The sequence below is a fragment of the Dyella sp. genome (assembly GCF_035685885.1).
In the GTDB taxonomy this organism is placed as follows: Bacteria; Pseudomonadota; Gammaproteobacteria; order Xanthomonadales; family Rhodanobacteraceae; genus Dyella.
Genome location: NZ_DASRZX010000018.1, coordinates 1 through 26,103, shown reverse-complemented (window position 1 = coordinate 26,103; position 26,103 = coordinate 1). Strand labels below are relative to the sequence as shown.

Below are 26,103 nucleotides of genomic sequence, written 5' to 3'. Positions count from 1 at the left end.
GTCTGATCGCGCACTGGGTGCGCTCCTACAGGGAAGGAAACTTGCTCTTCGCTCTGGTTTTTGACGTTTGGCCCCCCTATGACGCGAGCAGGCGGGAGGCGGAACAGCCCGAAGGGTGGCCGGCAGGGACGACGAACAGTGAAGACCGAGGCGAAGGGCCTCGCGCACAGGGTGCGCTCCTACAAGTGCCCGTTCTGTCCGAGACGCACCCTCGTCGCGAAATATGAGCGCATCCGCAAAAAGACCGCACGAGAGGTAGCGATAACTTCACACCCCACCGCGCCATCCCCATTCGTTTGAATTTCGTCAAATGAATCGCACCCAAACAAAATCGCGCACCCGTGTGCAACTTTCGCCGCGTCGCGCGTTCTTATTACTCGGATGCACGCAACGGCATCCGCCGGCTCACCACCTCCCTGGATGAGCCACCGGTTGGCGAACCTCTCCCCTGGGTTTCGCCGCCACCCCGGCCCCGAGGATTCCCCCCTAATCCTCGGGGCATTTTTTTGCCCGAACGCCGCCCCGCATCCGCAAAGGGACAGCGAGCGCGCAAGCCGCTAGGATTTGCGCCACCAGATCGGCCACAGGGAGAGCGGCCGTTCCACCTTCGAGGGGTTCCGGTCGCGTGCAGATCAAGGGAAAAGTCACCTCGTTCGACATTGCCCACCTGGCGGGGGTTTCCCAGTCCACGGTGTCGCGCGCGCTGCGCGGCAGTCCGTTGGTCAACGAGGAGACGCGCCGACGTATCCAGGCTGCCGTCGACGAGCTGAATTACAAGGTCGACAAGAACGCATCGAACCTGCGCGCGCGCCACACCGGCACGCTGGCGCTGCTGCTGTTTGAAGACCCGACGGCCGACGAGTCGCATATCAACCCGTTCTTCCTGTCGATGCTCGGCTCCATCACGCGCGCCTGCGCGCAACGCGGCCACGACCTGCTGATCTCGTTCCAGCAGTTCTCGCACGACTGGCATGCCGATTACGCGGACAGCAAGAAGGCCGACGGCATCATCCTGCTCGGCTACGGGGACTACCTGGCGATCCGTGACAAACTGCAGAAGCTGGTGGACCAGGGCACGCATTGCGTGCGCTGGGGCGCCGTGCTGCCGGACCAGCCGGATGTCTCGGTGGGTTGCGACAACGTCAGCGGCGGCCATGCGATCACCGCGCATCTCATCGAACAGGGTTGCCGACGCATTGCCTTTCTTGGCGACGCCTCCAGCCACTATCCGGAATTCTTCGACCGCTACCACGGCTACGCGCAGGCGCTGCAGGAAGCAGGGCTGGAAGCCGAACCGCTGCTGCAGGTCAACGGCGAAAGCACTGAGCGCTCGGGCTATGACGCCGTGGAAACCCTGCTGGAACGCGGCGTGAGCTTCGATGGCGTGTTCGCCGCCAGCGACCTGATCGCCATCGGCGCGATGCGCGCACTGGCCGATCATGGCCTCAAGGTGCCAGACGATATCGCCCTGGCCGGCTTCGACGACATCCCCATGGCGAGCTTCGCCAATCCGCCGTTGACCACGGTGCTGCAGGACACCAAGCAGGCGGGCGAGATCCTGGTCGACAACTTGCTTCGCCTGATCCGCGGCGAGTCTGCCGAAAGCGCGATGCTGCCGGCGAGGCTGGTGGTGCGCAAGTCGAGCTTGCGGCCGCGCTGAAATCAACACAGCTTCTGTTGTAGGAGCGCACCCAGTGCGCGATCGCTACATGGGAGGTCGCAGATACTTTGGGTTTTCTCTTCGAACCGAGGTTCTGGCGTCACCGCTTCGCGACGTCCACTCGGGGGATCGGTTCTCGCGCACTGGGTGCGCTCCTACAAAAGAGCAGTCGCGAATCAGCGCGCCTGTGCCGTGGAAAGCTGCGCTTCCGGTTCCGCCACGCGCAGCGTGCACAAGCCGGCAACCACCAGGCTTGCGCCGCCCATGGCCAGCGCCCAGATCGGTTGACCGTGGAAGAACAGGCGCAGCAGCAGGCCCAGCACGCTGGCGGCCAGCAGCTGGGGGATCACGATGAAGAAATTGAAGATGCCCATATAGACGCCCATCTTCGCCGCGGGCAGGTTGTCCGACAGCAGCGCGTACGGCAGCGACAGGATCGATGCCCACGCAAAGCCCACGCCCACCATCGACAGCAGCAGCCACTGCGGGTCGCGAATGACCAGGAAGGAAAGCAGTCCCGCGCCGCCCAGCCACAGGTTCACCAGATGACTGGTGCGCAGACCCCAGCGCCGCACCATCCACGGAATGGCCACCGCTGCCACCGCGGCAAAACCGTTGTAGGCGGCAAACAGCACGCCCACCCAATTGGCACCTTCGTTGTACAACGCCGAGTGCGTATCGGTGGTGCCGTAGTGCACCGAGGTGACCGCCGCCGTGGTGTAGATCCACAGCGCGAACAAGGCGAACCAGGAGAACAGCTGCACCCATGCAAGCTGGCGCATCGATGCCGGCATGCCGTAAAGATCGCCCATCACCTGACGCAGCATGCCGCTGCTGCGCGTGACCGACAGCCACGCGAACAGCGCGCCGAACAGCATCAGGCCACCGGCCAGCAGGTAAAGCTCCTTCTCCAGCGCGTAATGGCGAATGGCCAACAGCAGCACCGCGCCCATGCCACCCAGCACCAGCCCCACGCGCCAGCCGCCGCTGACATTCGTCGACTCGCTTTCCAGCGGACTATCGGCGAAGGCACTGAGTTGTTCGGGCGGATACTCACGCGTGGACAGCACCGTCCACAGCACCGAGCCAAGCAGCACCGCGCCGCCGAGATAGAACGCGTACTTCACCGTGTCCGGGATGCCACCTTCGGGCGCGACGTTGCCGACGCCCAGCTTGGCCAGCAGCCATGGCAACAACGACGCGATCACCGAGCCCACGCCGATGAAGAAGCTCTGCATCGCGTAGCCGTGCGCGCGCTGGCGCGGTGGCAGCTGATCGCCGACGAAGGCACGGAACGGTTCCATCGAGACGTTGATGGACGCATCCATGATCCACAGCAGGCCCGCGGCCACCCACAACGCAGGCGAGTTGGGCATCCACAGCAAGGCCAGCGTGGAAAGTACTGCGCCGATCAGGAAGTACGGGCGACGCCGGCCCAGGCGCGTCCAGGTGCGATCAGACAGATAACCGATGATCGGCTGCACGATCAGGCCGGAAAACGGCGCGGCCACCCACAGGATGGGAATGTCACCGACATCCGCCCCCAGCGTCTGGAAGATGCGGCTGACATTGGCGTTCTGCAGCGCGAAGCCGAACTGGATGCCCAGGAAACCGAAGCACATGTTCCATATCTGCCAGAACGACAGCTCGGGCTTGCGACTCATGGCGCGGACGTCCCTTGCGACAGCGGGGCCACCAGCAAGGCTTCCACGTTCGCCTCATTGAGCGGACCGCTGGCACCGCCCTGCCCGCCGGTGTAATGCGCGTTGTGGCGCAGGTAACTCATGTTGAAGCCCTGTTCCAGGCTGATGTGGCAGCTGCCGCCGGCATGCGCTTCGAACGCGGCCGATGTCGCGCGCTGCGTCTCCACGCTGTGCGGCATCACCACGGGCAGGCGCTGCACGGCCATGCCGTCGCATTGCACGTCGAGGAACTTCACCGCCGCCGTGATGCCCGTGTTGATCGGACCATGGTCATTGGCATAGGACAGCGTGACGCCGAAGCGACCATCGCGCGGCGCACGCCATTCCCACGGACCCTTGCCGGTGAGTTTCGCTTCGTCGCCAACGCAAGCCGCCGTGCCGGGCAGCGATTCCATTCCGCGATCACCCAGGCGCGTCACCTGGAAACACTGACGCGCATCCGCCTTGGGCAGGGTGAGGCTGCCATCGATGTTGCCGACGCGGCGACCATCGGCATAAAGCACGCCCTTGCCGGGGAAACTCACCTGCCAACCCTTCGCTGCACTGGTAACAACAGGCGCGTCGGGAATGGCCTGCGCATAGAGCGGCGCGTTGGTGCGCAACGCTGCTGCACCCGACCGGATGGCCTTGAGCTGGACGACTGTTTCGCCACCTTGCGTGCGCTGTTGCGCGGAAACCAGCAGGTCGCCATCCGCCTTCGCCGGCCGCACCAGCGTGATGCGCTGGCCACCCAGGTCGAGCGTGATGCGTGGCTGGTCACCGAACAATGTCTTCATCCACGACACCGGCAACTTGGGCTCAATGCGACCGTCGTCGCCGAGACCGAACACACCGCCGATCACCGCATCGAGATAACCGCCCACCGACCACAGCTGCGCCGGCGAATCGACCACCGGACCGCTGAGCGGACCTTCGTCGACGTGCACGGCCTGCGAGGCCAGCTCGAAGTTTTCCATGTTCGAGGCCGACAGCGCCGCACCGCGCAGCATCGAATCGAGCTCGTGCGCGATGCGCGGGGCATCGTTGACCTGGCGCGCCGCGCGTAGCGAGTACGCACTCACGAACGGCCAGATCGCGCGGTTGTGATAGATCGGCAGGTTCTTTCGCTCGGGCCAGATCACCGGGCTCCCGGCCGGCCACGCGGGATAGCTGGCCAGCGTGCGCTTGGCGCGTGCGTCATCGGCCACGCCGCTGGTGACCGCCAGTGCGATGCCGAGCAGGTCATAGGTGTCCACCGGCATCGCACCGGGACCGATGTAGCTCATGTACATGCCACGGTCGTCGCGCCAGAAGTGCGCATTGATCGCCGCCTTGAGCGCGTCGGCCTGCGCGCGGTAGTCCGAAGCGGAAGCATCATGGCGCTGCGTGGCCATCGTCGCGGCCAGCTGCAAGGCTTCGTAGTGCAACACATTGGTGGACAGTGCGAACGACTCGCCGATATACCGCACGTCCTTCGCCGTCCAGTCCGGGTAGGTCTGCTCGCGCCAGTCCAGGAACGAGGTCTCGCCGCGATAGAGGCCGAGCGAACCGTCGAACACATACAGGCGATCCTGCGCCAACGTGTCCTTCAGCGTGCGGAACACCTCATCGGCAAAGGCCTTGTCGTCGAGCAGGTGACGCGCACCGAGAAACCACACGATGCGGTCGGTGCTGATCGGCCAGCTGCCACCCGACCCCGTGTCCTGCAGCACGTACAGGCCCTGCGGCGCCGACGGCTCGCGCACCTCGGAAAGCTTGAAGCGCAGCGACTGCCGCGCACGCGCGGGATCGAAGCGCCAGAGGGCGAGATCGACCGAGTAGGACAGATCGCGCGTCCACACGTAAGGCCAGCGATCGCCGGTCTTGAAGCATTCGCAGGGAATCGGCGCGCCATGGTCGAAGGCCGGGTCCTGGATCGCACTGACGGAGTCGTGGTGCAGGTCGTCCTGCGCCATCGCAAACAGGCCATCGAACAAGGGACTCGCCGTATGCACGGCGAACTTCTGCGCACCGATGCGGCGCTCGCCGGCAGGCGATTGCAGCACGAAGCTGCCGTCGCCCGTCGCGCTCATGCTGGCCATCTTGCCCTGCCAGCTGACCTGGTCGGCGCCGATCGCGTCAGCCTTGGCGAGACCAGCAAAAAACAGCGCAGAACATGCCAGGGCCAGCGGCAGCACGCGACGACCGGCGCGCAACCTCATTGCTGCACCGCCACAGTATCGAGCTCGATGTCACGTACCTTGCCGGCCTCGATCTTCACGTAGGTCACCTCGCCAAAACGGTCCTTGCCGCGCGCCCAGCCTTCCGTCGCGGCATGGCGCAACGCATCAACCGTGTCGAACGCGGGCAGCGGCTGGCCGCTGCTTCGCACGGAGTTTGCCACGGCTCCGTGCACGGCGAGCACATAGTCATGAAGCGCGGGCCGGAAGCCGCCCTTGGCCACTTCCGTGCGCACGCTCACCTGGCTGCCCTTGCGTTTCACCACCAGCGGCTGCACGAAGGAGGCGCCCGTCTCGTATGCATAGGTCTCGCCGTCGTCGTCGTAGACGTCGAAACGGCTTTCGCTGTCGGCCGGGAACACCTGCACATCAAGCGCCGTCACCGGCTGCTGGCCCACATAATCCATCACCGGCTGCTGCGGGATGATGGCGCCCTCGCGCACGAACAGCGGAATATCGCCCCAGCTTTTCGCATCCACTGCCAGCGTCACTTCGCGGCCGCCCTCATAGGACTTGCCATCGAACCAGCCGATCCAGTGGCCCTTCGGCAGCTTCAGCCGTTTGGACGTCTGCCCCTGCTCCACCACCGGCGACACCAGCAGGTAGTCGCCGAACATCCACGCGTCGACGCGATCGCGCTGCGCGGGATCGTCGGGATAGGCGAACTGCAGCGGACGCACCAGGCCCACGCCGGTCACGTGGTTCTGGTACTCATAGCCGTAGATGTAGGGAATCAGCGAGTAGCGCAGGCGGATCGCATCGGTGGCGGCCTTCTCCGCTACCGGTCCATATACCCACGGCTGGCGCTTCTGGCCGAAATCGGCGTGCACGCGGAACACCGGCGTGAACGAGCCGAATTCGATCCAGCGGGCGTAGTTCTCGTCGCTGGGACGCGGCGCCTTGAAACCGCCGCCGTCCATGCCCCAGTGCATGGCACCCACATTGAACGCGGCCAGCATGCGCTGTCGTTGCGCCGCCATGCTGGCGAAGCCGCTCTGGATGTCGCCCGACCACACGCCGTACGCGTAGCGCTGCGAGCCGAGGTAGAAGTTGCGGTTGATCGACCACACGCGCTGCTCGCTGTGCGCACGCTGGCCGTCGTACATGGCGCGCTGCATGTTGAGGAACTGCGTGTCCACGCCGCTGTCGTCGGCCTCGTCGTTCCACCAGCCGACGATGCCGGTATCGAAGGACTTTTTCAGCGCATCATTGAAGAACCACGCGCGCACTTCCGGCTTGTCGAAATCCACGTCGCGCACCGGCTTGTGCGAGAAGTAGTCCGGCGCCTCCTTCGACTGCGCCAGCCAGTAGCCGCGCTCGGTTGCCTCGCGTCCTTCGACGGTGTCCACGTGCAGGCGCGGCTTCATGATGCCGGTCATGCGCATGCCGCGCGCATCCATCCACTGCTTGAGCTTGCCGTCGGGGCCATCCGGGAACTTGTCGGTGTTCCAGCGGAACTCACCCATGTCTTCGCTCCATGCTTTCCAGTCGAAGTCGAAGGTGAAGTTGTCGATGGGAATGTGCTTGGCGCGATAGGTTTCCACCAGCGCCTGCACTTCCTTCTGGTCGATGCCCCACTGGCTGTTGGTGAAGCCCATCGACCATTTCGGGAACATCGGCGCTGCGCCGCTGAGCTGGCGCAACTGGGCGAACAGTGCGGCCGGCTCGCCGGCCAACAGGTAGATCGTGTGCACGGGTTGATCCGCGCGGATGGCGATGCCAGCGGCGGTGAGGTCGAACTGCGCCGGCTCAGCGTCGGCCAGCACGCCATAGCCGGCCGTGCTCCACACGAACGGCGCGCCGGTATGGCCCTGCTTGCCCGCAGTAGCGACCTGCTTGCCATGGCGCAGCAAGTCGCCGGTCTGCGCATCGAAGGCATTGAGGCCACCGATGCCGTACTGCGGATCGCCCTTGGCGTGCTGCAGCGACCAGCGACCGTCCAGCCCTGGCCCGAGGTTGGTGCTCAGCAGGAGATGGCCGTCGGGCGCCTCCATGCGAAGTTCGGCGCGACGCGCATTCCAGCGCAGCGTGAGCTGTGTCGAGCGCATCACCTGCTCGTCGCCCTGCTGCTCGCGCTTCACTTCCACCGGATCGAAGCTGGCCTGCGGGTCGATGACGGGCGTGGCAGGTTCGTGGGTGCCTTCGGTGCGCAGTTGCACGATGCCCGGCGCCAGCAGGCGCAACTCCAGCTTGCCCTTGGGAAGGACAAGCTCCATGCGATCCACACTCGCATCGGCGCGCGTCGCCACTGCGGCGGGCACTACGGAGAGCGCGGCCATCAGCGCCAGGGCAAGCACTCGCGTGCGCATCAGTGCAGCACCACGCTGCCGTAGGCGGGAACATTCAGGCGTCCGGCCTGCAGCGATGCCTTCGATTCGGTGGTGAGCAACACGGTGGTCTCCTTGGGCAACACACCCGCCTTAGGTTTCCACATCGCGTCCTTGCCGGAAAGGTTGTGCACCACCAGCACGCGCTGCTTGCCGTCGTCGCGCCAGTAGGCGAACAGGTGCGGATTACCGGTGGCCTGCATGTCCAGCTTGCCGTCGCGCAGCGCGCTGTTCTGCGCACGCCAGCCGATCAGGGTGCGATAGGTGTTGTACAGCGAGTGCGGATCGTCCTGCTCGGACTGCACCGACACGGCCTGTCCCTGGTTCACGCTGGTGGGCTTCCAGCGCGATTCGCCTGGACCTGCCTCGCGCGTCCAGCGCATCGGCTCGCGCAGGTTTGGATCGGGCTTCTTGCCTTCCATGCCCAGTTCTTCGCCGTAGTAGATGTACGGACGCCCGGGCAGCGTGAGCAGCATCGCCGCGGCCACGCGCATGTGGTCAAGGTTGCCGTCGAGGCGGCTCATCACGCGTTCCTGGTCGTGGTTGGAGAGGAACGTGGAGTCGATGAAGGCGCTGGCCGTGGATGGACGAGTGCCCCGGGCGCAGGACGCGCAGGAGGGGCCGCCGCCACCTGCAAGCTTGTAAGCGTCATAGGTGGCCTTGAGCAGCGCGTCGAGCTTGCCGACGTTCTCGCTCTTGGCGCTGACGATGAGCTGCTCGGCCAGCGGGAAGTCGAAGATCGAGCCCAGCGGCTTTAGGTACGGCGCGAGCTGCTTGGGCGACTCGGCGCTCACCTCGCCCACCAGGGTCACGTTCGGGTTCACCTTCTGCAGCCCTTCGCGATACTCGGTCCACCAGGCCACGTTCTTGTCCAACGCCTGCTGGCTGTGCTCGTCGGCCTTGAAGTTCACGTAGATGTGCTTGGCCGCATCGAGCCGGAAGCCGTCCACGCCCTTGCGCAGCCAGAACTGGCCCACCTTGATCATCTCGGCGCGCACATCCGGGTTGTCGTAGTTGAGGTCGGGCATGTGCCCGCCGAATACGCCCAGGTACCAGCCGTCATCGCCCGCGTGCCAGATCGGCGTGTCGGTCGCGCTCATCGCATCGAGGTTCGGGCGCTTCATCGTCCACGTGTACCAGTTGCGGCGCGCGCTGCTTTCCTTCTGCGCCGCCACGAACCACGGGTGCTCGTTGCTGCTGTGGTTGATGACCATGTCCATGGTCACCGCGATGCCGCGCTTGTGCGCCTCATCGACGAGATGCTGCAGGTCGGCCACCGTGCCGTACTGCGGATTGATGCCGTAGTAGTCGGTGATGTCGTAGCCGTGGTAGCTGGGCGAGTTGTTGATCGGCATCAGCCAGATGCCGCTGATACCCAGCGACTTGAGGTAATCGAGCTTGGCGGTGACGCCGTTGAGATCGCCGATGCCATCGCCGTTGGTGTCGTACCAGGCGCGCACGAAGATTTCGTAGTACACGCCCGAGGATGGCGCATCGGCAGCAGGCGGCGTGGCTTCAGCCGCGCGTGCACCGGAAAGGTAGCCTGCGCCGAGCGCGAGGGCGGTAAACAAAGCCAGTGGCTTCAGGAAGCGATTCCGCGACATGCCGATCTCCATGCAAAGGCCGCAGGCCTTCGACGGGGAACAGTACACCGGAACGCAGACTTCGCTTCGGACCGGTGACCGCTGCGCCGGGCCTCGCGGTGTGTGGAAGCCATGCATCGCGCATGGCACCTGAAAGCATCACGCCGGCATCCTTGCGGAGGCCGGCGTGATCGTGGCTTACAGCTTGAACTCGACGCCCAGGTAGCTGGTGCGGCCGAAGTACTGGATGGTGCCGGTCTGCGACGGATCCGAACCGAAGTAGGTGCGGGTCGGCTGGTTGCTGATGTTCAGCATCTGGTAGACGACGCGCCACTGGTCGGAGATGTTGTACGACGCCTGGAAGTCGTACACGGTTTCCGCGGCGAAGGTGACCATCTGGTTCGTCACCGACATCTGCGTATCGGAAGCGAACTTCGAGCGGTAGTTGCCCGACAGGCGAGCCGAGAACGGACCGTAATCGTAGAACACCGCCGCACTGGCGACGCGCTTGGAAAGGCCCGGCAGGCCGATGTACGAGGTCGGGCCGCCCAGCGTGGTCGGGTTTTCGACCGTGCTGTCGGTGTAGGCGAGGTTCGCCTGCACGCCCAGGCCCTTCCAGATGCCCGGCAGGAAGCCGGTCTTGGAGAAGGAGAACTCCACGCCGCGCAGATCGCCGCCCTTGGCGTTGTAAGCGGTCTGGTACTGGCCGTTGAGGTACGGCTGCTTCGTCGCCGGATCGATCGGCACCGGAATGCCGGCCGAGGCGAAGTCGAAGTTGTTGTACGTGACGGCCTGGACGAACGACTTGATCGACTTGAAGAACACGCCACCGCTGATCACGCCGGTGGAATCATCGAAGTAGTGCTCGTAGGTCAGGTCGTACTGCGTGGCGCGCAGCGGATCGAGCAGCGGGCTGGTGCCGCCCCACACGTTGTAGTGACCGTTGTCCACCCACGAACCCGAACCGGCCAGCATCTGGTTGATCGGCGGACGCGCCAGCACCTTGGCGGCCGCGAAGCGCATCTGGTCGTCGTCGGTGAGGTGATAGATCAGGTTCATCGACGGCAGCCAGTCGGAATACGTCTTGCCGACCGAAAGCGGCGCGTAGTCGTAGCTGGTGTTGCCATTGCCGTCGGTGATCGGGATGCCGGCGCCGTTGCCCACCTGCTGCAGGCCATCGCTGTACTGCTTCTGGTGCGAGTAGCGCACGCCGATGTTGCCGGTCAGTTCGTGGTCGAACACCTGCGCATCGAGATCGGCCTGGAAGTACAGGTCGCGCGTCTGCTCATTCACCTCGCCGCTCTGGATCATCGACCAGCTCTGGTCGGTGATGTTCTTCACCGGGTTGGCGGTAATGCCGTGCGCGGCAAGGATCGCCGGACCGTTGAGCTGCAGGAAGCACGGATAACCCGAGAACTTGCCCTTCCAGCAGGTGACCTTGGTGGCGCTGGAGGGAATGGTCAGCGGCAGGCCCTTGGTCTGGTCGGTGCCCCACTCCGAACCGTACACGTAGACCTCGCGATCCGCGTTGTACGTGTGGTTGTTCATGTAGAAGCCCGCTTCCAGCGCGGACAGCCACGAGCTGTTGGGCATGTCGTACTTCACGTCAGTACGGAACGCCTTCATCTTGTCGTGGTAGATGTACGGGTAGACGCCGTAGCGCGACAGGCCCAGGTCGTTGAGGTTGGTGTAGATGTCCGGGTTGGCGAACGACACCGTGCCGAGCTGGCGGCCCTTGAGCTGATAGGTGGTCGACTGCGCCATCAGCGACGGTGTAGCGGTGCCCAGGCCGTTGTACGGATCAGCCGTGGTGTCCACGTTGATCTCGTCGCTGCTGGCACGCGACAGCGACACGTCGGAGTTGACGTGCCAATTGCCGTGATCCCACTGCAGGTTCAGGCCGCTGGAGAACACGCTGGTATCGGTCGTGTAGTTGTCAGCCGTGGTCTCGTTGGAGAACTGCTGCGAACCGCCCGTGCCCGTCACCGTACCGCCGGTCATCGTGCCGAACGGGCCGAGCACCGCGTTGGTGACGGTGGCGCCGCTCTGGTAGACGTTCTGCGTGCGGAAACCGTAGCCGAACGAGGAGTTCTTGAACTTCGAGTAGAACGCATCACCGGTGAGCTTCAGCTCGTCGGTAGGCTTCCACACCACGGTGGCGATCTCGCCGGTGCGACGCTCGGTGCCGCCGTTCTGCTGCAGCTGCAGGCCCTGCGTGAGGTAGGCCGTGCGGCCATCGGGCAAGGTGTACTTGCTGCCGTCCGAGGCTTCGCCCACGAACTGCTCGGCCACGTGCGGCTGGTACATCTGCGCCACGCCCAGACCAACGCCCAGGGTATTGTCCAGGAACTTGCCCTGGTAGGCCGCGCTCAGGCGATAGCCGGTGGAGTTGGCGCCCGCCACGTCGCCGGCCTGGCTGTTGTAGCTGCCACGCGCGTCGATGTTGAGGTTCTGTTCCTTCGGCGCTTCCAGCGGATTGGCCGTCTGCAGGCCCACCGTGCCGCCCACGCCGCCGGTGACCAGCGACGCTTGCGAGGACTTGTACACCGTCGCCATGTTGATCAGCTCGGACGGGTACTGGTCGAACTGGATGTAGTTGCTGCCGCTGGTGGACGGCTGCTCGCGACCATTGAGCGTGGTCTGGATGAAGTTGCCGGAGAGGCCGCGGATGTTGATCTGCGACGCCTGGCCGGCGATGCGCTCGGCGGTGACGCCCGGCAGGCGGGTCAGCGCGTCGGCGATCGACTGGTCAGGCAGGCCACCGATGTCGGCCGACGTGATGACGTTGGTGATGGTGTCGGAGTAGCGCTGGTAGTCGATCGACTTTTCCATGCTCTGGTTGTAGCCAGTCACCGTGATGGTGGACAGGCTCTTGGCCAGCTGCTGCTCCTGCGTCTGCTTGGTCTGGTCGTCGGTCGACTGCGGCGCAGCCGGCGTCGACTGATCAGCGCTGCCGTTGGCATTGCCATCGGTCTTCGCGCCCGTATCGATCGGTGCCGCATGAATGCCGGCAGTGAAACAGAGGCCGGACGCCAGCGCCAAGGCCAGCACATTACGTTTCAGAATCACCGTCTTCCCCTCCCACGGGTATGCACATCAATGGTTTTTGTAGTTGCCGCGGCAGTCCCCACAGACCGCCGCGGGCTACGCGCCAGTGCAAGCCGAGGATTCGGAGGGCTCCGTCGCGTGGCGGCCATGGTAGGGCTGCAAAAAAAGCCGAACAGGCCTATGCATACGTATTCATGGAGCGGTTTTTTTGTGCACCTTTGACAAAATTCTAAGGGTTGCCTGTCGCGCCGCAGGTGCGACCCGGGCCGCTCCCCGCGAATCATTGATGGGTTCCCGCGCCTTGACTGGCGCGGTTTTCCGTGCGCTGGCGCGCAACAAAAACGCAGCGCTTTCCGCTCGCGCAAATCGCCTGCTGCAACGCAATATCGCGGTTTTTTGAATACGTATGCAGTCAGGACGATGCGTCGCGAATCTGCCTTTAAGCTGCCCCCCGCGCTTCGTTCGGGCTCAAAAGTCCCGGCTGCGTATGCATGGGCGGGAACTTGGGAATGCGACATGAGTGAAGCACCGTGGTGGCGCGGAGCCGTCACCTACCAGATTTATCCACGCAGCTTCATGGACACCAATGGCGATGGCGTCGGTGACCTGCCGGGCATCATCGACAAGCTCGACTATGTGGCGAGCCTCGGCGTGGACGCGATCTGGATCGCGCCGTTCTTCCGCTCGCCCATGGCCGACTTCGGCTACGACATCGCCGACTATCGCGAAGTCGACCCCCTGTTCGGCAACAACGACGATTTCGATCGCCTGCTGGCCAAGGCGCACGCGCTCGGCATCAGGGTGATGATCGACCAGGTGCTCAGCCACACCTCGGCCGAGCACGCCTGGTTCCGCGAAAGCCGCGAGAGCCGCGACAACGCCAAGGCCGACTGGTACGTGTGGGCCGATGCGCGCGAAGACGGCACGCCGCCCAACAACTGGCTGTCGCTGTTCGGCGGCTGCGCCTGGCAGTGGGAACCGCGCCGCGGGCAGTATTACCTGCACAACTTCCTGACCTCGCAGCCCGACCTGAACTTCCACAACGCCGACGTGCGCCGCGCGGTGCTCGATGCCGTGAAGTTCTGGCTGGACAAGGGCGTCGATGGCCTGCGCCTGGACGCGATCAACTTCTGCTTCCACGACGCCGAGCTGCGCGACAACCCGCCCAAGCCCGCGGACAAACGCGTGGGACGCGGGTTCAGCCCGGACAACCCGTACGCGTTCCAGTATCACTACTACAACAACACGCGGCCCGAGAACATTGCGTTCCTGGAAGACCTGCGCGCGTTGATGGACCAGTACCAGGACGTCGCCGCCATCGGCGAGATCTCCTCGGAAGATTCGCTGGCCACCACGGCCGAATACACCAGCGGCCATCGCCTGCACATGGGCTACAGCTTCGAGCTGCTCACCGACGATTTCAGCGCGGCGTACATCCGCGGCACGGTGCAGAACCTCGAGGCGCAGATGCTCGAAGGCTGGCCGTGCTGGGCCATTTCCAACCATGACGTCTCGCGCGTGCTCACGCGTTGGGGCAACGGCGACGCCTCACCGCGACTGGCCAACCTGCTGAGCGCGATGGTGTGCTCGCTGCGCGGTTCGGTCTGCGTATACCAGGGCGAGGAACTCGGTCTCACCGAAGCCGACGTGCCGTTCGAATCGCTGCAGGACCCTTACGGCATCACGTTCTGGCCCACCTTCAAGGGCCGCGACGGATGCCGCACGCCGATGCCGTGGAACGGTGGTATCCATGCGGGCTTCAGCGCGGGCGAGCCGTGGCTGCCGGTGCCGGCCGAGCATCGCGCGCTGGCGGTGAGCCTGCAGGAAAACATGTCCGATTCCGCGCTCAACGGCTTCCGCCGCTTCACGGCGTGGCGCAAGACGCAGCCTGCGTTGCGCTGGGGCAGCATCCGCTTCCTCGACACGCCCGAGCCCGTGCTGGCCTTCGTGCGCACGCACGGTGAAGACACGGTGCTGGTGGCGTTCAATCTTTCCAAGGATGCCGTGCGCGTACCGCTGACCGGCATGGGTCGCGCGACGCCAGTCGACGGTCACGGCCTGGCCACCGGTTCGCTCGCCGATGACGTGTTGGCGTTGCCCGGCCATGGCGCCCTGTTCGCCCGCCTCACCTGAACGAACGCCGTCTTTTCCGACGGCGGATGCGCTCCCTGGCACCGCCCTCGACTTTTTCCCCACATCTGCGCCGCCTATGATCGGGTCTCCAACCCAAGGGGAGTTTTTCATGCGTGCTGCGCTGATCGTCATTGGCATCATCCTTCTTTGCGCGGGTATCTGGATCATGTTCGGCCATGGCAGCTACCAGACCACCGACACGGTGCTGCAGGTGGGCTCGGCCAAGGTTTCGGCCACGCACGACAAGGCCTTGCCGCAATGGGCGGGCATCGCCGGCATCGTCGTCGGCGCGGTGCTGGCGCTGGGCGGGTTTCTCAGAAAGGGTTGAACCTTCACTCCGTCATTCCGGCGCACCCCCAAAAAGGGGGCAAGGGCCGGAATGACGACCCCATGGAAAATCGCTCATGGAACGACGCCAATTCCTGCGCCAGGCCGGCGCGACGCTGGCCGTGGCATCCACCGGCGGACTCGCTGCCTGCGTCCGGCAACCGGTGAAATCCGCGATAGCGACGGGCGATCGCCTGTCTGCCGGCGGCGCTGCACTCGCCCCCATTCGCGCCAGCGTCGACCGCATCACCGGCGTTTACGTATGCACACGCCCGTTCCGTGCCGAAGGGCCACGCATCGAGATGCAGAAGCTCGGCGGCAAGACCATCGTGCACAACTATGGTCACGGCGGCAGTGGCTGGTCGCTGTCGTGGGGTTCGGGCACGCTGGCCCTGCAGATGGCGCAGAGCACCGGCACGCACGAGCTGGGCGTGATCGGCTGCGGCGCCATCGGCCTCACCACGGCGTTGCTCGCGCAACAGGCCGGCCTGTCGGTGCGTATCTATGCCAAGGCGCTGCCGCCGGATGTGTTCTCCATGCGCGCCTCCGGCCTGTGGACGCCCGATTCGCGTATCTGCGACGCCGCGCACGCGGCGGGGTTCGCGGATCGCTGGGAGACGATGACGCGCATCTCCTACGCACGTTTCCAGAGCCTGCTGGGCCTGCCCGGCAAACCGATCGAATGGATCGACGGCTACTCGCTGGCCGATGCGCCGTTCGGTTCGTTCCACGGCGAGGTGTCCGACGAGCCGGCGTACGGCGAATTCGCCGACCGCGTGCGCGATCTCACGCCGCGATCCGTCGAACTGGCGCCTGGCTCGCATCCCTTCCCCGAACCGTACGTGCGCCGCTACACCACTCTGATGTTCAACATCAGCAGCTACGCCAACCTGCTGATGTCCGAATACCTCGCCGCTGGCGGCAAGATCGAGATCCGCGAATTCACCCATGCCGATGAACTGCAGCAACTGCCCGAGCGCACGCTGGTCAACGCCACCGGCTATGGCGCGCGCGCATTGTTCAACGACGAATCGCTGATCCCCGTACGCGGCCAGACCGCGCGACTGATACCGCAGCCGGAAGTCACCTATGGCCTGCGCCTGAAGGACATCAGCGTGGTGCCACGCAGCGACGGCATCATGGTGCAGGTCATCGGTGACAGCGGCAATTTCAACAATCCCGACCTCACGCCGCGCCGCGCGGACTCCGAAGCTGCCGTGCGCGAATTGGCGGATTTGATGGCAAACATGCGCCACAGCTGAAAAATCGCTGACGGCTTGGCGGCGCTGCGACGCGAAAGCGACATCCCTCACGGCATACTCGGCATCCACCGGATGCGAACCGGATGCCGAGGAAGTCCCACGATGAAATCCATCGCGCCTGTCATCGCCCGAGGCGTGCGGCTCATGCTCGCAACGGCATTCGTGGTTTCGTCATCGCTGTCCCACGCGCAGATCCAGATCAACCCGCTGCCTGAATCCAAGGCCGCCACCGTTACCCAGATCGGCGCGCACGAACTTGCTGCCAGCGACCTGCAACCGTGGCTCGACGAACAGATGTCCAGTGTGATGTCATCCAGCCACTTTTCCGGCGCCGTCGTAGTGGTGGTGAAGGACGGCAATGTGGTCGCGTCCAAGGGCTACGGCTACGCGGACGTGGTGGCGAAGAGGCCGATCGACCCGGCGACGACGATGTTTCGCGTGGGCGCGATGTCCGGCGTCGTCACCGCCACGGCGGTGATGCAACTGGTCGAGCAGCACAAGCTCGACCTCGATGCGGACGTCAACCGCTACCTGGATTTCACGATACCGCCCCGCGACGGAAAGCCGGTCACGCTGCGCGATCTGCTGACGAACACCGCCGGCTTCGAGGATGTGCGCAAGGGTCTGTACATCACGGACGCCAAGCGCATTGACGCAGACGAACTGGGGATTCATCAAGGGAAGCACATACCAGCGCGGATTTATCCGCCGGGAGAAGTGCCTGCCTATTCCACCTATGGCATGGCGCTGGCGGGTTACATCGTGCAACGCGCTTCGGGCCAGCGCTTCGATGCATACGCGGAGCAACACATCTTCAAGCCGCTGGAACTGGCGCATGCCACGTTTCTTCAATCGCCCGCGACATGGCATGACCTGGCATCCACTGCGGGGCCTGCAGGAACGCCGGAACCCATGCGGAAACTGGTCATCCCCACGCCGGCGACCGGCCTGGCGATCAGCGGCGATGACATGGCCCGCTTCATGATCGCGCACCTGCAGTTCGGCCGCGCTGGCGAAGCCCAGCTGCTGGAACAAGCCAGCGTGAAACAAATGCAGGCTTACCAGCGCGCCGCCCTGCCCGGCCTGCCCGGCATGGCGCTGGGCTTTGCGCGCATGGATCACGACGGCCAGGTCGTGCTCGGCCACAATGGCAACTTCAACGGCTTCCACAGCTTGCTGGCGCTGTTTCCGGAACAACACACCGGCATCTTCATCGCCATGGCAGGCGGTGACGCGGAGCCATGGCTGCGACCTATCGTGGAGCGCTTCTCCGAACGCTATTTTCCGTCACTGCCGCAGCTGAAGCCGCCCACGCTTGCCACCGACAAGCAGCACGCCGGGCAACTGGTGGGCCGCTACACCTCCAGCATCGCCTCCCAAACCAATGTGCTCGCGCTGCGCGACCTGTTTCGCCAGAGCGAGATCAAGATGACTGCTGACGGCTCGCTGGATGCGCCCATGTTTGGCGCTGCGCACTGGCGCGAAGTGAAGCCGTTCCTGTGGAAGGACGACGCAACCGGGCGACTGCTTGGCGCCCTGGTTCGTGACGGCAAGGTGCGCCTGGTATCGACCGATGCGCTGTCTCCGACCGAGGCATACCTGCCAGCCACCGGGCCGTCGCCCAGCGCGGTGGCCACCACCTTGTACGTGTTGCTGGCGGTGTTTGCGCTGATTGTCCTGTCGTGGCCGATCATGGCCTGGCTTGGCCGCCGCCATGCGTGGTCGACACTGCCTGAGCAGGATGTGCGCTGCTATCGCCTCAGCCGATTCACCGCCGTGCTGTACCTGCTGTTCGCCGGAGGCTGGTACCTCATGCTGCCGAGGCTGGGTACGCTGCATCTCGAACCTCGCCTGGCGCTTCTATTCGTGGTCGGCTCGCTGGCCGTGGTCGGCTCACTGGCTGTGCTGGTCGAGACATGGCGCGCATGGCGCACGCCGGGAGCTTGGTGGCGGCGCATCAGCGGCACGATGCTGCTGCTCGCCTGCATCGGCGCGATCAGCTTCATCGTGTATTTCCATCTGCTGAGCCCGGGCTATAACTACTGACGACCCAGGGATTCCTTCCGTAGGAGCGCACCCAGCGCGCGGTCACGGCGTCACCGCTCCGCAGCGTCCCCGTGGGGGATAGGCCTATCGCGCACTGGGTGAGCTCCTACAGGAGAGGGGCCAGTAACGCCGGGCCCGGTACAATGGTGAAATGGATGTCTCCCACCTGATCGACAAGCTCAACGACGCGCAGCGCGAAGCCGTCTGCGCCCCGCCTGGCAACTATCTCGTGCTCGCTGGCGCCGGTTCCGGCAAGACGCGCGTGCTCACGCACCGCATTGGCTGGCTGACCCAGGTCGAACATATTTCTCCGTGGGCGATCCTCGCGGTGACCTTCACCAACAAGGCGTCCGGCGAAATGCGCGCGCGCCTGGAACAATTGATTCCCGGCGGCACGCAGGGCCTTACCGTGGGTACCTTCCACGGCATTGCCCATCGCCTGCTGCGGCGCCACTGGCGCGAAGCCGGGCTGCCTGAAGGTTTCCAGATCCTCGATGCGGACGACCAGCAGCGCATCGTCAAGCGCGTGGTCACCGGCCTTGGGCTGGATGAGGCGCGTTTTCCGCCGCGCCAGGCCACGTGGCAGATCAACCAGTGGAAGGACGAGGGCAAGCGCGCCGACACCATCGAGCATCGCGACCATCCGATGACGCGCACGCTGGTGCAGATCTACCAGGCCTACGAAGAAGCCTGTCGCCGCGCGGGTCTGGTCGATTTCGCCGAACTGCTCCTGCGCGCGCACGAGCTGTGGCTGAAGAATCCGCAGGTCCTCGATCACTATCGCGATCGCTGGCGCTATCTGCTGGTCGACGAGTTCCAGGACACCAACACGCTGCAATATGCATGGATCCGCGTGCTGGCCGGCAGCACGGGCCAGGTGTTCGTGGTGGGCGACGACGACCAGGCCATCTACGGCTGGCGCGGTGCCAAGGTGGAGAACGTGCAGCAATTCCTGCGTGATTTCCCCGGTGCCAAGACGATCAAGCTGGAACAGAACTATCGTTCCACCGCCACCATCCTCAAGGCGGCCAACAGCGTCATTGCGCGCAACGGCGGACGCCTGGGCAAGCAGCTGTGGACCGACGGCGGCGATGGCGAGCGCATCGCGCTCTACGCGTCCTACAACGAGCAGGACGAGGCGCGCTTTGTGGTGGAGCGTATCCGCGAGTACGTCGCCGAGCATGGCGAGGCGCGCGATATCGCCATCCTCTATCGTTCCAACGCGCAGTCGCGCAATTTCGAAGAACAGCTGATGCAGCGGGACATCCGCTTCCGCGTGTACGGCGGGCAGCGCTTCTTCGACCGCGCGGAAATCAAGGATGCGCTCGCCTACCTGCGCCTCGCTTCCAACCGCCATGACGATGCCGCTTTCGAGCGCGCGGTAAACACGCCGCCACGCGGCATCGGCGATCGCACGCTGGATGTGCTGCGCCGCCGCGCGCGCGTCGAAAACAGTTCGATGTGGGAGTCCGCGCTGAGCGAATTGAGCGCCGGCAAGGAACTGGCGGGACGCGCGAAGAATGCGGTGAAGGCATTCTTCATGATGATCGAGGATATGTCGCGCGCCTTTGCTGGCACCGCCCAAGGTGGCCCAGCGGAGACAGGCAATTCGCTCGCCCTGGCCGAACAGATCGACCACGCCATCACCCATAGCGGCCTGCGCGATTTCTACGAGAAGGACAGCCGCGGCAACGCCGAGTCGCGCGTGGAAAACCTGGACGAACTGGTCAACGTCGCCAGCCGTTTTGAACTCACGCCCGACGACGTCGAAGCGGGACTGAGCGAGCTGGCCGCCTTCCTCTCGCACGCTGCACTGGAAGCCGGTGACGGCCAGGGCGAATCGTGGGACGACTGCGTGCAGCTGATGACGCTGCACTCGGCCAAGGGCCTGGAATTCCCCGTGGTGTTCCTGGTCGGCATGGAAGAAGGCTTGTTCCCGAGCCAGCGTTCGGTGGAAGACGAAGGCCGCCTGGAAGAGGAACGCCGCCTCGCCTACGTGGGCATCACCCGCGCCCGCCAACGGCTGTTCATCACCTACGCCGAATCGCGACGCATGCATGGCGTGGAGATGCTGGCGCGGCCATCGCGTTTCCTCAGCGAGATTCCGCCCGAACTTATCGACGAAGTGCGCCCGCGCGTGCAGGTGAGTCGCCCCCTGTATGGCGCACGACCCAACAGCGGCTCAACGTCGCTGGAGGAAGCCATGCCGCTGAAGCTGGGCCAGCGCGTGAGCCATCCGAGCTTTGGCGAAGGCGTGGTGATCAGCGCGGAGGGCAGCGGCGCGCACATGCGCATCCAGGTGAACTTCGCTGCCGCCGGCAGCAAGTGGCTGGTCTATGCCTATGCCAACCTGACACCGATGTGATGCCCGGAGCGCACCGCGGCACGGAGTATCATCGCAACGCTCCAGGCAAGTCATGTCGACCGGAATAGCCGGCTGCGGCCGGATTCCTCATCCTCCAGCGAGCAGGCCAGACGATGACATCGAATGTCGAAGAGGAAGCTCCCGCCACTCGCCGCCGTCGCCTGGACGACGACATCTGCGTCCACATCTTCACCGCCTCGGCCACCATGGTGGGCGTGTGCCTCACCGTCATCGGCATCCTGCGCGTGGTGATCTCGCTGCGCCGCGAAGACACGCTGGCAGACGACATGCTGGCGGTCAATTCGCTGCTCTACCTCACCTCGTGCCTGCTGTCCTACTGGGCGCTGCGCACACGCAGTATCGGACGCAACTACCGCCTTGAACGCGTCGCCGACGTGATCTTCCTGATCGCGCTGGTGTTTACGGCGATCAACGCGGGCTTCATCACCTGGGCGATCTCGGCGGGCTGATAAAGCACGCCATCGCGCCCATGCAGGAGCGCACCCAGTGCGCGATGAGAGGCAACGGCCACGCGGCACGTGCAACGGATATGGTGCAGGACATACGGACGCATCGCGTGCCTGATCGCGCACTGGGTGCGCTCCTACAGGGAAGCGAAGCAGCGGTGCGATTTACTCCGGCAACCGTGGCACGCCGTGCTCGCTGCGTTCTTCCACGGCGATCGGGCGGGTGTCCAGCCGCATGCCACGAGTACTTTGCGGAACGGCTTCCGTAGCCTCGCCTCGCGCAAGCGCCAGTGCATTGCGGTAGCAGCGTTGCGCCAGCGCGGCATCGCTTTGACCGGCGTGGACGTCGCCCAGCGCCTCCCATGCAGCGCTGCTCGGTGTGAGCGCCAGCGAGCGTTCCAGGTATTGCGTGGCCTTGCCCCACAGGCCCAGCCGCACGCACATGCGTCCCAGCGTAAGCAGCAACGCCGCGTCGTTGGGATGGCCGTCCAGCCAGGATTCCGCACGGCGCAAGCGTGCCTCGATGTCTTCGGCGCCGAGCGAGCCGTAGGTTTCGATCAGCAGCGGCGACCATTCGCGGCGCAGCGCCGATTCCACTTCGTCCATCGCGGGCAGGACCATGCCGAATGCGGCGGCCTGTCGTGCGTAGGCGTCCACTGCCGCAGGCACGCGACGCTGCGCCTTGGGCAACTGCGACCACAGCGCATTCAACGCAGCGGCGTCGGGCGCACCGCGCAACGAGGCGGAAAGCACCTGCGCCTCCAGCGCCGCGTAGCCGCGCGCACCCAGCGCCCCGCTTTTCTGCAGCGGTTCCAGCGCAAGTCGGGCGCGGCGCGTGTCGCCCGCAGCCAGCGCGGCCAGCGCCAGCTCGCGCCAGCCGCCCGGCGTGAGGTTGCCGTTGTCGCCGTCGCTCGCCAGCAGGTTCACCGCATCAGTGGGCTTGCCTTCACGACGCAACACGCGCGCACGCAGCACGCGGGCGGCGCGCGGGGCCACCTGGCCGGCTTCATCCAGCGTGGCCAGGGCGCGCGTGTTTTCTCCGCGCCGCGATGCCGCTTCGGCCGCCGCCAGCAAGGCGGGGCCACGCAGCGTATCCAGGCGCGACGCGCGATGGAGGTCGCGCTCGGCTTCGCCGTGGCGACCTTCCATCAAGGCGATCAGCCCTTCGCCCATCTTCTGGCGACTGAGCCGGCGATGGCGTCGCGTGAGCGCGCCGAACGGCCAGCGGATGGCAAACCACACGGCGCCGAGCACGGCCCACGCCACCAGCAGAATGACGATGGCGCTGACCACAGTCGTTTCCGCCTGCCAGCCACGCAGCTGCACGAGCACGTAGCCGGGATCCTCGGCCACCCAATGCCAGCCGAACGCTGCCAGCGCCGCCAGGATCACCAGCAGCAGAATCCAGCGCCAAAGCTTCATGGCTTGGCCTCGCCAGCGGCGGGCTTGAGCGCATGCACGGCGCGCAGGTTGCGCAACTCACCGAGCGCCGCGCCCAGCTGCACGGGCGTGCCCGGCGGTTGTGCCATCAGCGTAGCGAGCTGCGCGTGGGCCTGCTGCACACCGGGTGCGTTGGCGTCGAACTGCGCAGTCACGCCGGCATCGGCACGCTTGAGTGCGGCCACGTAAGCGTCGCGATCGGACGCGAGCAGCGCGGCTTGCGCCTGGGCCAAGTCGATCGCGGTCAGCTCGCGGGCAAAACGCGCGTCGGCAACCGACAGCGGTGCGCCGTTCGTGCGCTGCACCTTCACTACGTTGCCGAGTGCCGCCGTGATGCGCGACCAATGGCTTGCCTCGTCACCGGACGCGGAAGCATCCGTGGGCTTCAGCGGCAGTGCCAGCATCGACGCACGCAGCGCGGAGAGCGCCGTGAGCGATGCATCCGTGCTGACCGGTTCGCTCTTGGCCAGCGCTTCGCGTTCCGCACCGATGCTCTGGCGCAGGCCGGAGAACGCGCCGTCGTTGACGGCCGCAAGGGCCTGGTCGGCGAGCGCATAGGCAGCCATGGCGCCGTGAGCATCGTGGAACAGGTCGTAGCGCTCCTTGGCCATGCGCAGCAGCGATTCGGTTTCATCGAGCAGCATCGCGTCGTGCCCGGAAAGCGTCTTCTCCGACAGCTTGGCCACGGCGTCCTCGAGATTGCGCGTGCGCTCGGCCTGGCCCAGCAGTTCTTCGCGCAGCGAGCGGTTGACCTGGTCGGCGTCACTCAGGCGCTGGCGCAGCAGGTTGCGTTCGCTGTCGCTGGCACGCGATGCACTCTGGAGACTGTCCACGCTCTGTTTCAGTGCACTGACAGTGGCGGTTCCCGCCGCGTTGTCCTGTTCCTGTTGCCACTGGCGCCAGCCGACGTAGCCTGCGCCGCCGATCGCCACCAGCGAGAACAGCAGGGCAACGGCCAGCGTGCCACTGCCGCGACGCGGTGGCGTGGAGCGAGGCGAGGAAGGGTTAGGTTGCACGCCCGCGGGCGCGTCGGAGCGGGGGAAGGAGTCGTCTTGGCTCATGGCGACATGCTAACAGCCCGTGCCCAGGGGCTCGCATCAAGCGGGCGTGAAGGAAGGGCTTTTCATTCGCCCGGCGCTGGCGCGGACGCGGCGAATGCGTCGGGTGCTGCGATGTGATCAGCGCGCGGCGGCGGCCAGCATGTCCGGCGACCACGCCGATGCGGCGATCTCGATGCGCGCAAAGCCCGCCTCCCGCGCCGCGGTCGCCAATCGTTCGCTGCTCGCCACGGCCACCGCGCCGCGCAACCTGTTGAATGCAGCGGCAGGCAACCCTTGGCGCAGATTGGCGAGCGCTTCGGCGCTGGACAACAGCACGCGCGCATCCAGCGGCAAATGCATCACTGCAGCCAGCTGCCGTGCCTGCCAGCGCGGCACGCCACGGCGATAGACATGCACTTCTCGCAGCCGCGCACCGCGCGCCGCCAGTTGTTCGCGCAATACGCCACGCCCGCCGGGTGCGCCGATCAGTGCCACATGCCGCCCCTGGAGACGAGCAAGGCGCGGATGATCGAGCAGTCCTTCGCTGTCCTGCCGATCGGTCGGCAGCAACGGTTCGGCCACGCCATGCCGGCGCAAGGCGCGGGCTGTGCCCTGGCCGACGGCCAGCACGGCAGCACGCGTTTGCAGGGGCAGCAGTTGCACGGCGAAGCGCACCGCGGCGGGACTGGTGAAGACCAGCAGGTCGTCATCCAGCGCGGCGCGCATGGCGGCGATCGTTTCGTCGCTGCGTTCCACACCATGCAACGAGAGCCCGGGCAGCAGCAGGGCCGCACCGCCACGCCGACGCACCTGCCTGGCGAGCGGCGAACCCGTGCCCGCAGGCCGCGTGATGACCACGGTGCGCCCGGCCAGCGATGGTTCGATGGTGGTCGTGGTTCGCGCGGTCATGGCCTCTCCATGGAATCCCCGGCAGTGTAGCCGCCGGCCCGGGTGATCGCTCCCAGCGCGTACACTACGCGTTCCCCCGCTCCACGCGACCGAAGATGAGCACGACCGAACGACAAACCCTGGCGCGCAAGCTGGTCACCTTCATGCGCGAGGAGATTCCGCTGGCGGACAACATGGAGCTGCACCTGGCGTCCTCCGACGAGCAGCACCTGGCCATCGCCGCGCCCTTGCCGCCCAACGTCAACGACAAGGGTTGCGCCTTCGGCGGCAGCCTGGTGAGCGCGATGACGCTGACCGGCTGGGGCCTGGTGGAGCTGGAACTGCGCATGCGCGGGTTGGAGTGCGACGTGTTCGTGGGCGAGTCGACCGTGCGCTACCTGGAGCCGGTATGGACCGATTTCGTCAGCGAGGCTCGCCTGGCCGATGGCGCCGACTGGGCCACGTTCTTCGACACGCTGGACAGCCGTGGCCGTGCACGCATCGAGGTGGCCTGCCGGGTGCCCGGCAGCAGCGAAAAGCCGGCCGCCACGCTGGAAGCCCGCTTCGTCGCCAAGCGCCGCTCGCCCGACGCCGTATGAAAACGCCGCGCGGGTTGGGCAGAATGGCAGCCTGACCCCGGGGGACCTGTCATGCGCCGCATCCTGACCACGCTCGTTGCTTTCGCCACGCTCTCGCTCTGCGGCTGCGCCACCAACCAGCGCAACGACGCACTCACCACCACGCTCAACGCGTATGCCAGCACGGTGCGCTGGGGCGATTTCAAGGCGGCAGAGCAGTTCGTCGATCCGAAGGTGCGCGAAGCGCATCCGGTGTCCTCGCTGGAAATGGCTCGCTACGATCAGTACAAGGTCAGCGGCTACGACGACGGCAATGGCCCCACGCCCCATGGCGACTTGGAGGTGACCCAGGTGGTTCAGGTCAACCTGGTCAACCTGAACACCCAGTCCGAGCGCACCGTGACCGACCACCAGACCTGGCATTACGACGCCACCAGCAAGCATTGGTGGCTGGTAAGCGGCCTGCCGGACATCAGCCGGCAGTGAGGTTGAAGCTGGGGGCCAGGGTGCGTGGTGGGCGCCAAGATCGCCGGTAATGGCTGAAATTCAGCGGTTGGGCAGAAAAATGCGGTCGTTGATGACTACGGCCGCTGTCGTGGGTTTTCGCGCCCCCACGATCCATCCCCCGTTCCCACCTGCCCTATAATCGCCCGTTCCATTGACCCCGCGCGGCCCGTCCGCGCCTGCGGAAGCTTTTCGAATGAACGATGTCCTGCACAAGCTGCCCGAGTTCGTCGGCAATCATCTCGCGCTCGTGGCGCTGTTCGTCGTCCTGTTGCTGGCGATCATCGTGATGGAAATCCTCACGCTGTTCCGCAAGTACAAGGACCTCACGCCTGCCGGCCTGACCCTGCTGATCAACCGCGAAAGCCCGCTGATGGTGGACCTGTCCGCCTACGCCGATTACGAGAAGGCGCACGTGCCCGGCTCGCGGCACGTGGCGATGAGCCAGTTCGATCCCGAACACAAGGACCTGGCCAAGGCCAAGGACCTGCCCGTGGTGCTGATCGACAAGGATGGCCGCACCGCCGGCAAGGC

General features: G+C 65.4%; 18 protein-coding genes. 10 read left to right on the top strand and 8 right to left on the bottom strand.

Annotation, left to right across the window (positions count from 1 at the left end):
- Window positions 1-631: 631 nt before the first annotated feature.
- Window positions 632-1,660, top strand: a complete 1,029-nt coding sequence (locus VFG49_RS02715) for a LacI family DNA-binding transcriptional regulator (RefSeq protein WP_324857966.1) — start codon at window positions 632-634, stop codon at window positions 1,658-1,660.
- A gap of 176 nt (window positions 1,661-1,836) precedes the next feature.
- Here the strand turns inward: VFG49_RS02715 and VFG49_RS02710 are convergent, their stop codons facing one another.
- The 5 genes from VFG49_RS02710 to VFG49_RS02690 all read right to left on the bottom strand — a co-directional run bounded on the left by VFG49_RS02710 (window position 1,837) and on the right by VFG49_RS02690 (window position 12,540).
- Window positions 1,837-3,324 (bottom strand): MFS transporter, encoded by a 1,488-nt coding sequence (locus VFG49_RS02710; protein ID WP_324857964.1) that lies wholly within the window; start codon window positions 3,322-3,324, stop codon window positions 1,837-1,839.
- Window positions 3,321-5,543 (bottom strand): Six-hairpin glycosidase-like protein, encoded by a 2,223-nt coding sequence (locus VFG49_RS02705; RefSeq protein WP_414649034.1) that lies wholly within the window; start codon window positions 5,541-5,543, stop codon window positions 3,321-3,323. The genes VFG49_RS02710 and VFG49_RS02705 overlap by 4 nt, the downstream gene beginning before the upstream one ends.
- Window positions 5,540-7,870, bottom strand: coding sequence for a TIM-barrel domain-containing protein (locus VFG49_RS02700; RefSeq protein WP_324857963.1), 2,331 nt, complete (start codon window positions 7,868-7,870; stop codon window positions 5,540-5,542). Before VFG49_RS02700 ends, VFG49_RS02705 begins: the two co-directional genes overlap by 4 nt.
- Window positions 7,870-9,492: an alpha-amylase family glycosyl hydrolase gene (locus tag VFG49_RS02695; protein WP_324857962.1), complete on the bottom strand. Its 1,623-nt coding sequence runs from the start codon at window positions 9,490-9,492 to the stop codon at window positions 7,870-7,872. The genes VFG49_RS02700 and VFG49_RS02695 overlap by 1 nt, the downstream gene beginning before the upstream one ends.
- A gap of 177 nt (window positions 9,493-9,669) precedes the next feature.
- Complete coding sequence (locus tag VFG49_RS02690) at window positions 9,670-12,540, bottom strand: TonB-dependent receptor (RefSeq protein WP_324857961.1); 2,871 nt, start codon at window positions 12,538-12,540, stop codon at window positions 9,670-9,672.
- A gap of 495 nt (window positions 12,541-13,035) precedes the next feature.
- Here VFG49_RS02690 and VFG49_RS02685 point away from each other — a divergent pair, with 495 nt between their 5' ends.
- The 6 genes from VFG49_RS02685 (at window position 13,036) to VFG49_RS02660 (ending at window position 21,122) form a co-directional block, all read left to right on the top strand.
- Window positions 13,036-14,652: an alpha-glucosidase family protein gene (locus VFG49_RS02685; RefSeq protein ID WP_324857960.1), complete on the top strand. Its 1,617-nt coding sequence runs from the start codon at window positions 13,036-13,038 to the stop codon at window positions 14,650-14,652.
- Window positions 14,653-14,761: 109 nt separating this feature from the next.
- On the top strand, window positions 14,762-14,980 hold the full coding sequence (locus tag VFG49_RS02680) for a hypothetical protein (RefSeq protein ID WP_324857959.1): 219 nt from the start codon (window positions 14,762-14,764) through the stop codon (window positions 14,978-14,980).
- 76 nt (window positions 14,981-15,056) lie between these two features.
- On the top strand, window positions 15,057-16,241 hold the full coding sequence (locus tag VFG49_RS02675) for an FAD-dependent oxidoreductase (protein ID WP_324857958.1): 1,185 nt from the start codon (window positions 15,057-15,059) through the stop codon (window positions 16,239-16,241).
- 102 nt (window positions 16,242-16,343) lie between these two features.
- A complete protein-coding gene (locus VFG49_RS02670) occupies window positions 16,344-18,287 on the top strand; it encodes a serine hydrolase domain-containing protein (RefSeq protein WP_324857957.1) in 1,944 nt (647 codons plus the stop codon).
- Between the two features lie 151 nt (window positions 18,288-18,438).
- The gene (uvrD, locus tag VFG49_RS02665; RefSeq protein ID WP_324857956.1) at window positions 18,439-20,652 is read left to right on the top strand and encodes a DNA helicase II; all 2,214 of its coding nucleotides are present in this window, start codon (window positions 18,439-18,441) and stop codon (window positions 20,650-20,652) included.
- 113 nt (window positions 20,653-20,765) lie between these two features.
- Window positions 20,766-21,122, top strand: coding sequence for a hypothetical protein (locus tag VFG49_RS02660; protein WP_324857955.1), 357 nt, complete (start codon window positions 20,766-20,768; stop codon window positions 21,120-21,122).
- A gap of 162 nt (window positions 21,123-21,284) precedes the next feature.
- On the opposite strand, the gene VFG49_RS02655 is transcribed toward VFG49_RS02660, so the two are convergent.
- The 3 genes from VFG49_RS02655 to VFG49_RS02645 form a co-directional block, all read right to left on the bottom strand.
- Window positions 21,285-22,541 (bottom strand): heme biosynthesis HemY N-terminal domain-containing protein, encoded by a 1,257-nt coding sequence (locus VFG49_RS02655; RefSeq protein ID WP_324857954.1) that lies wholly within the window; start codon window positions 22,539-22,541, stop codon window positions 21,285-21,287.
- Window positions 22,538-23,620: a uroporphyrinogen-III C-methyltransferase gene (locus VFG49_RS02650; RefSeq protein ID WP_324857953.1), complete on the bottom strand. Its 1,083-nt coding sequence runs from the start codon at window positions 23,618-23,620 to the stop codon at window positions 22,538-22,540. The genes VFG49_RS02655 and VFG49_RS02650 overlap by 4 nt, the downstream gene beginning before the upstream one ends.
- Window positions 23,621-23,737: 117 nt before the next feature.
- Window positions 23,738-24,508, bottom strand: coding sequence for a uroporphyrinogen-III synthase (locus VFG49_RS02645; protein WP_324857952.1), 771 nt, complete (start codon window positions 24,506-24,508; stop codon window positions 23,738-23,740).
- A 95-nt stretch (window positions 24,509-24,603) separates the two neighbouring features.
- Here VFG49_RS02645 and VFG49_RS02640 point away from each other — a divergent pair, with 95 nt between their 5' ends.
- The 3 genes from VFG49_RS02640 to VFG49_RS02630 all read left to right on the top strand — a co-directional run.
- Complete coding sequence (locus VFG49_RS02640) at window positions 24,604-25,086, top strand: YiiD C-terminal domain-containing protein (RefSeq protein ID WP_324857951.1); 483 nt, start codon at window positions 24,604-24,606, stop codon at window positions 25,084-25,086.
- 51 nt (window positions 25,087-25,137) lie between these two features.
- Window positions 25,138-25,551, top strand: coding sequence for a hypothetical protein (locus tag VFG49_RS02635; protein ID WP_324857950.1), 414 nt, complete (start codon window positions 25,138-25,140; stop codon window positions 25,549-25,551).
- A 214-nt stretch (window positions 25,552-25,765) separates the two neighbouring features.
- Window positions 25,766-26,103, top strand: a 338-nt coding sequence (locus tag VFG49_RS02630) for a rhodanese-like domain-containing protein (RefSeq protein ID WP_324857949.1), incomplete at its 3' end; no start/stop codon positions are given.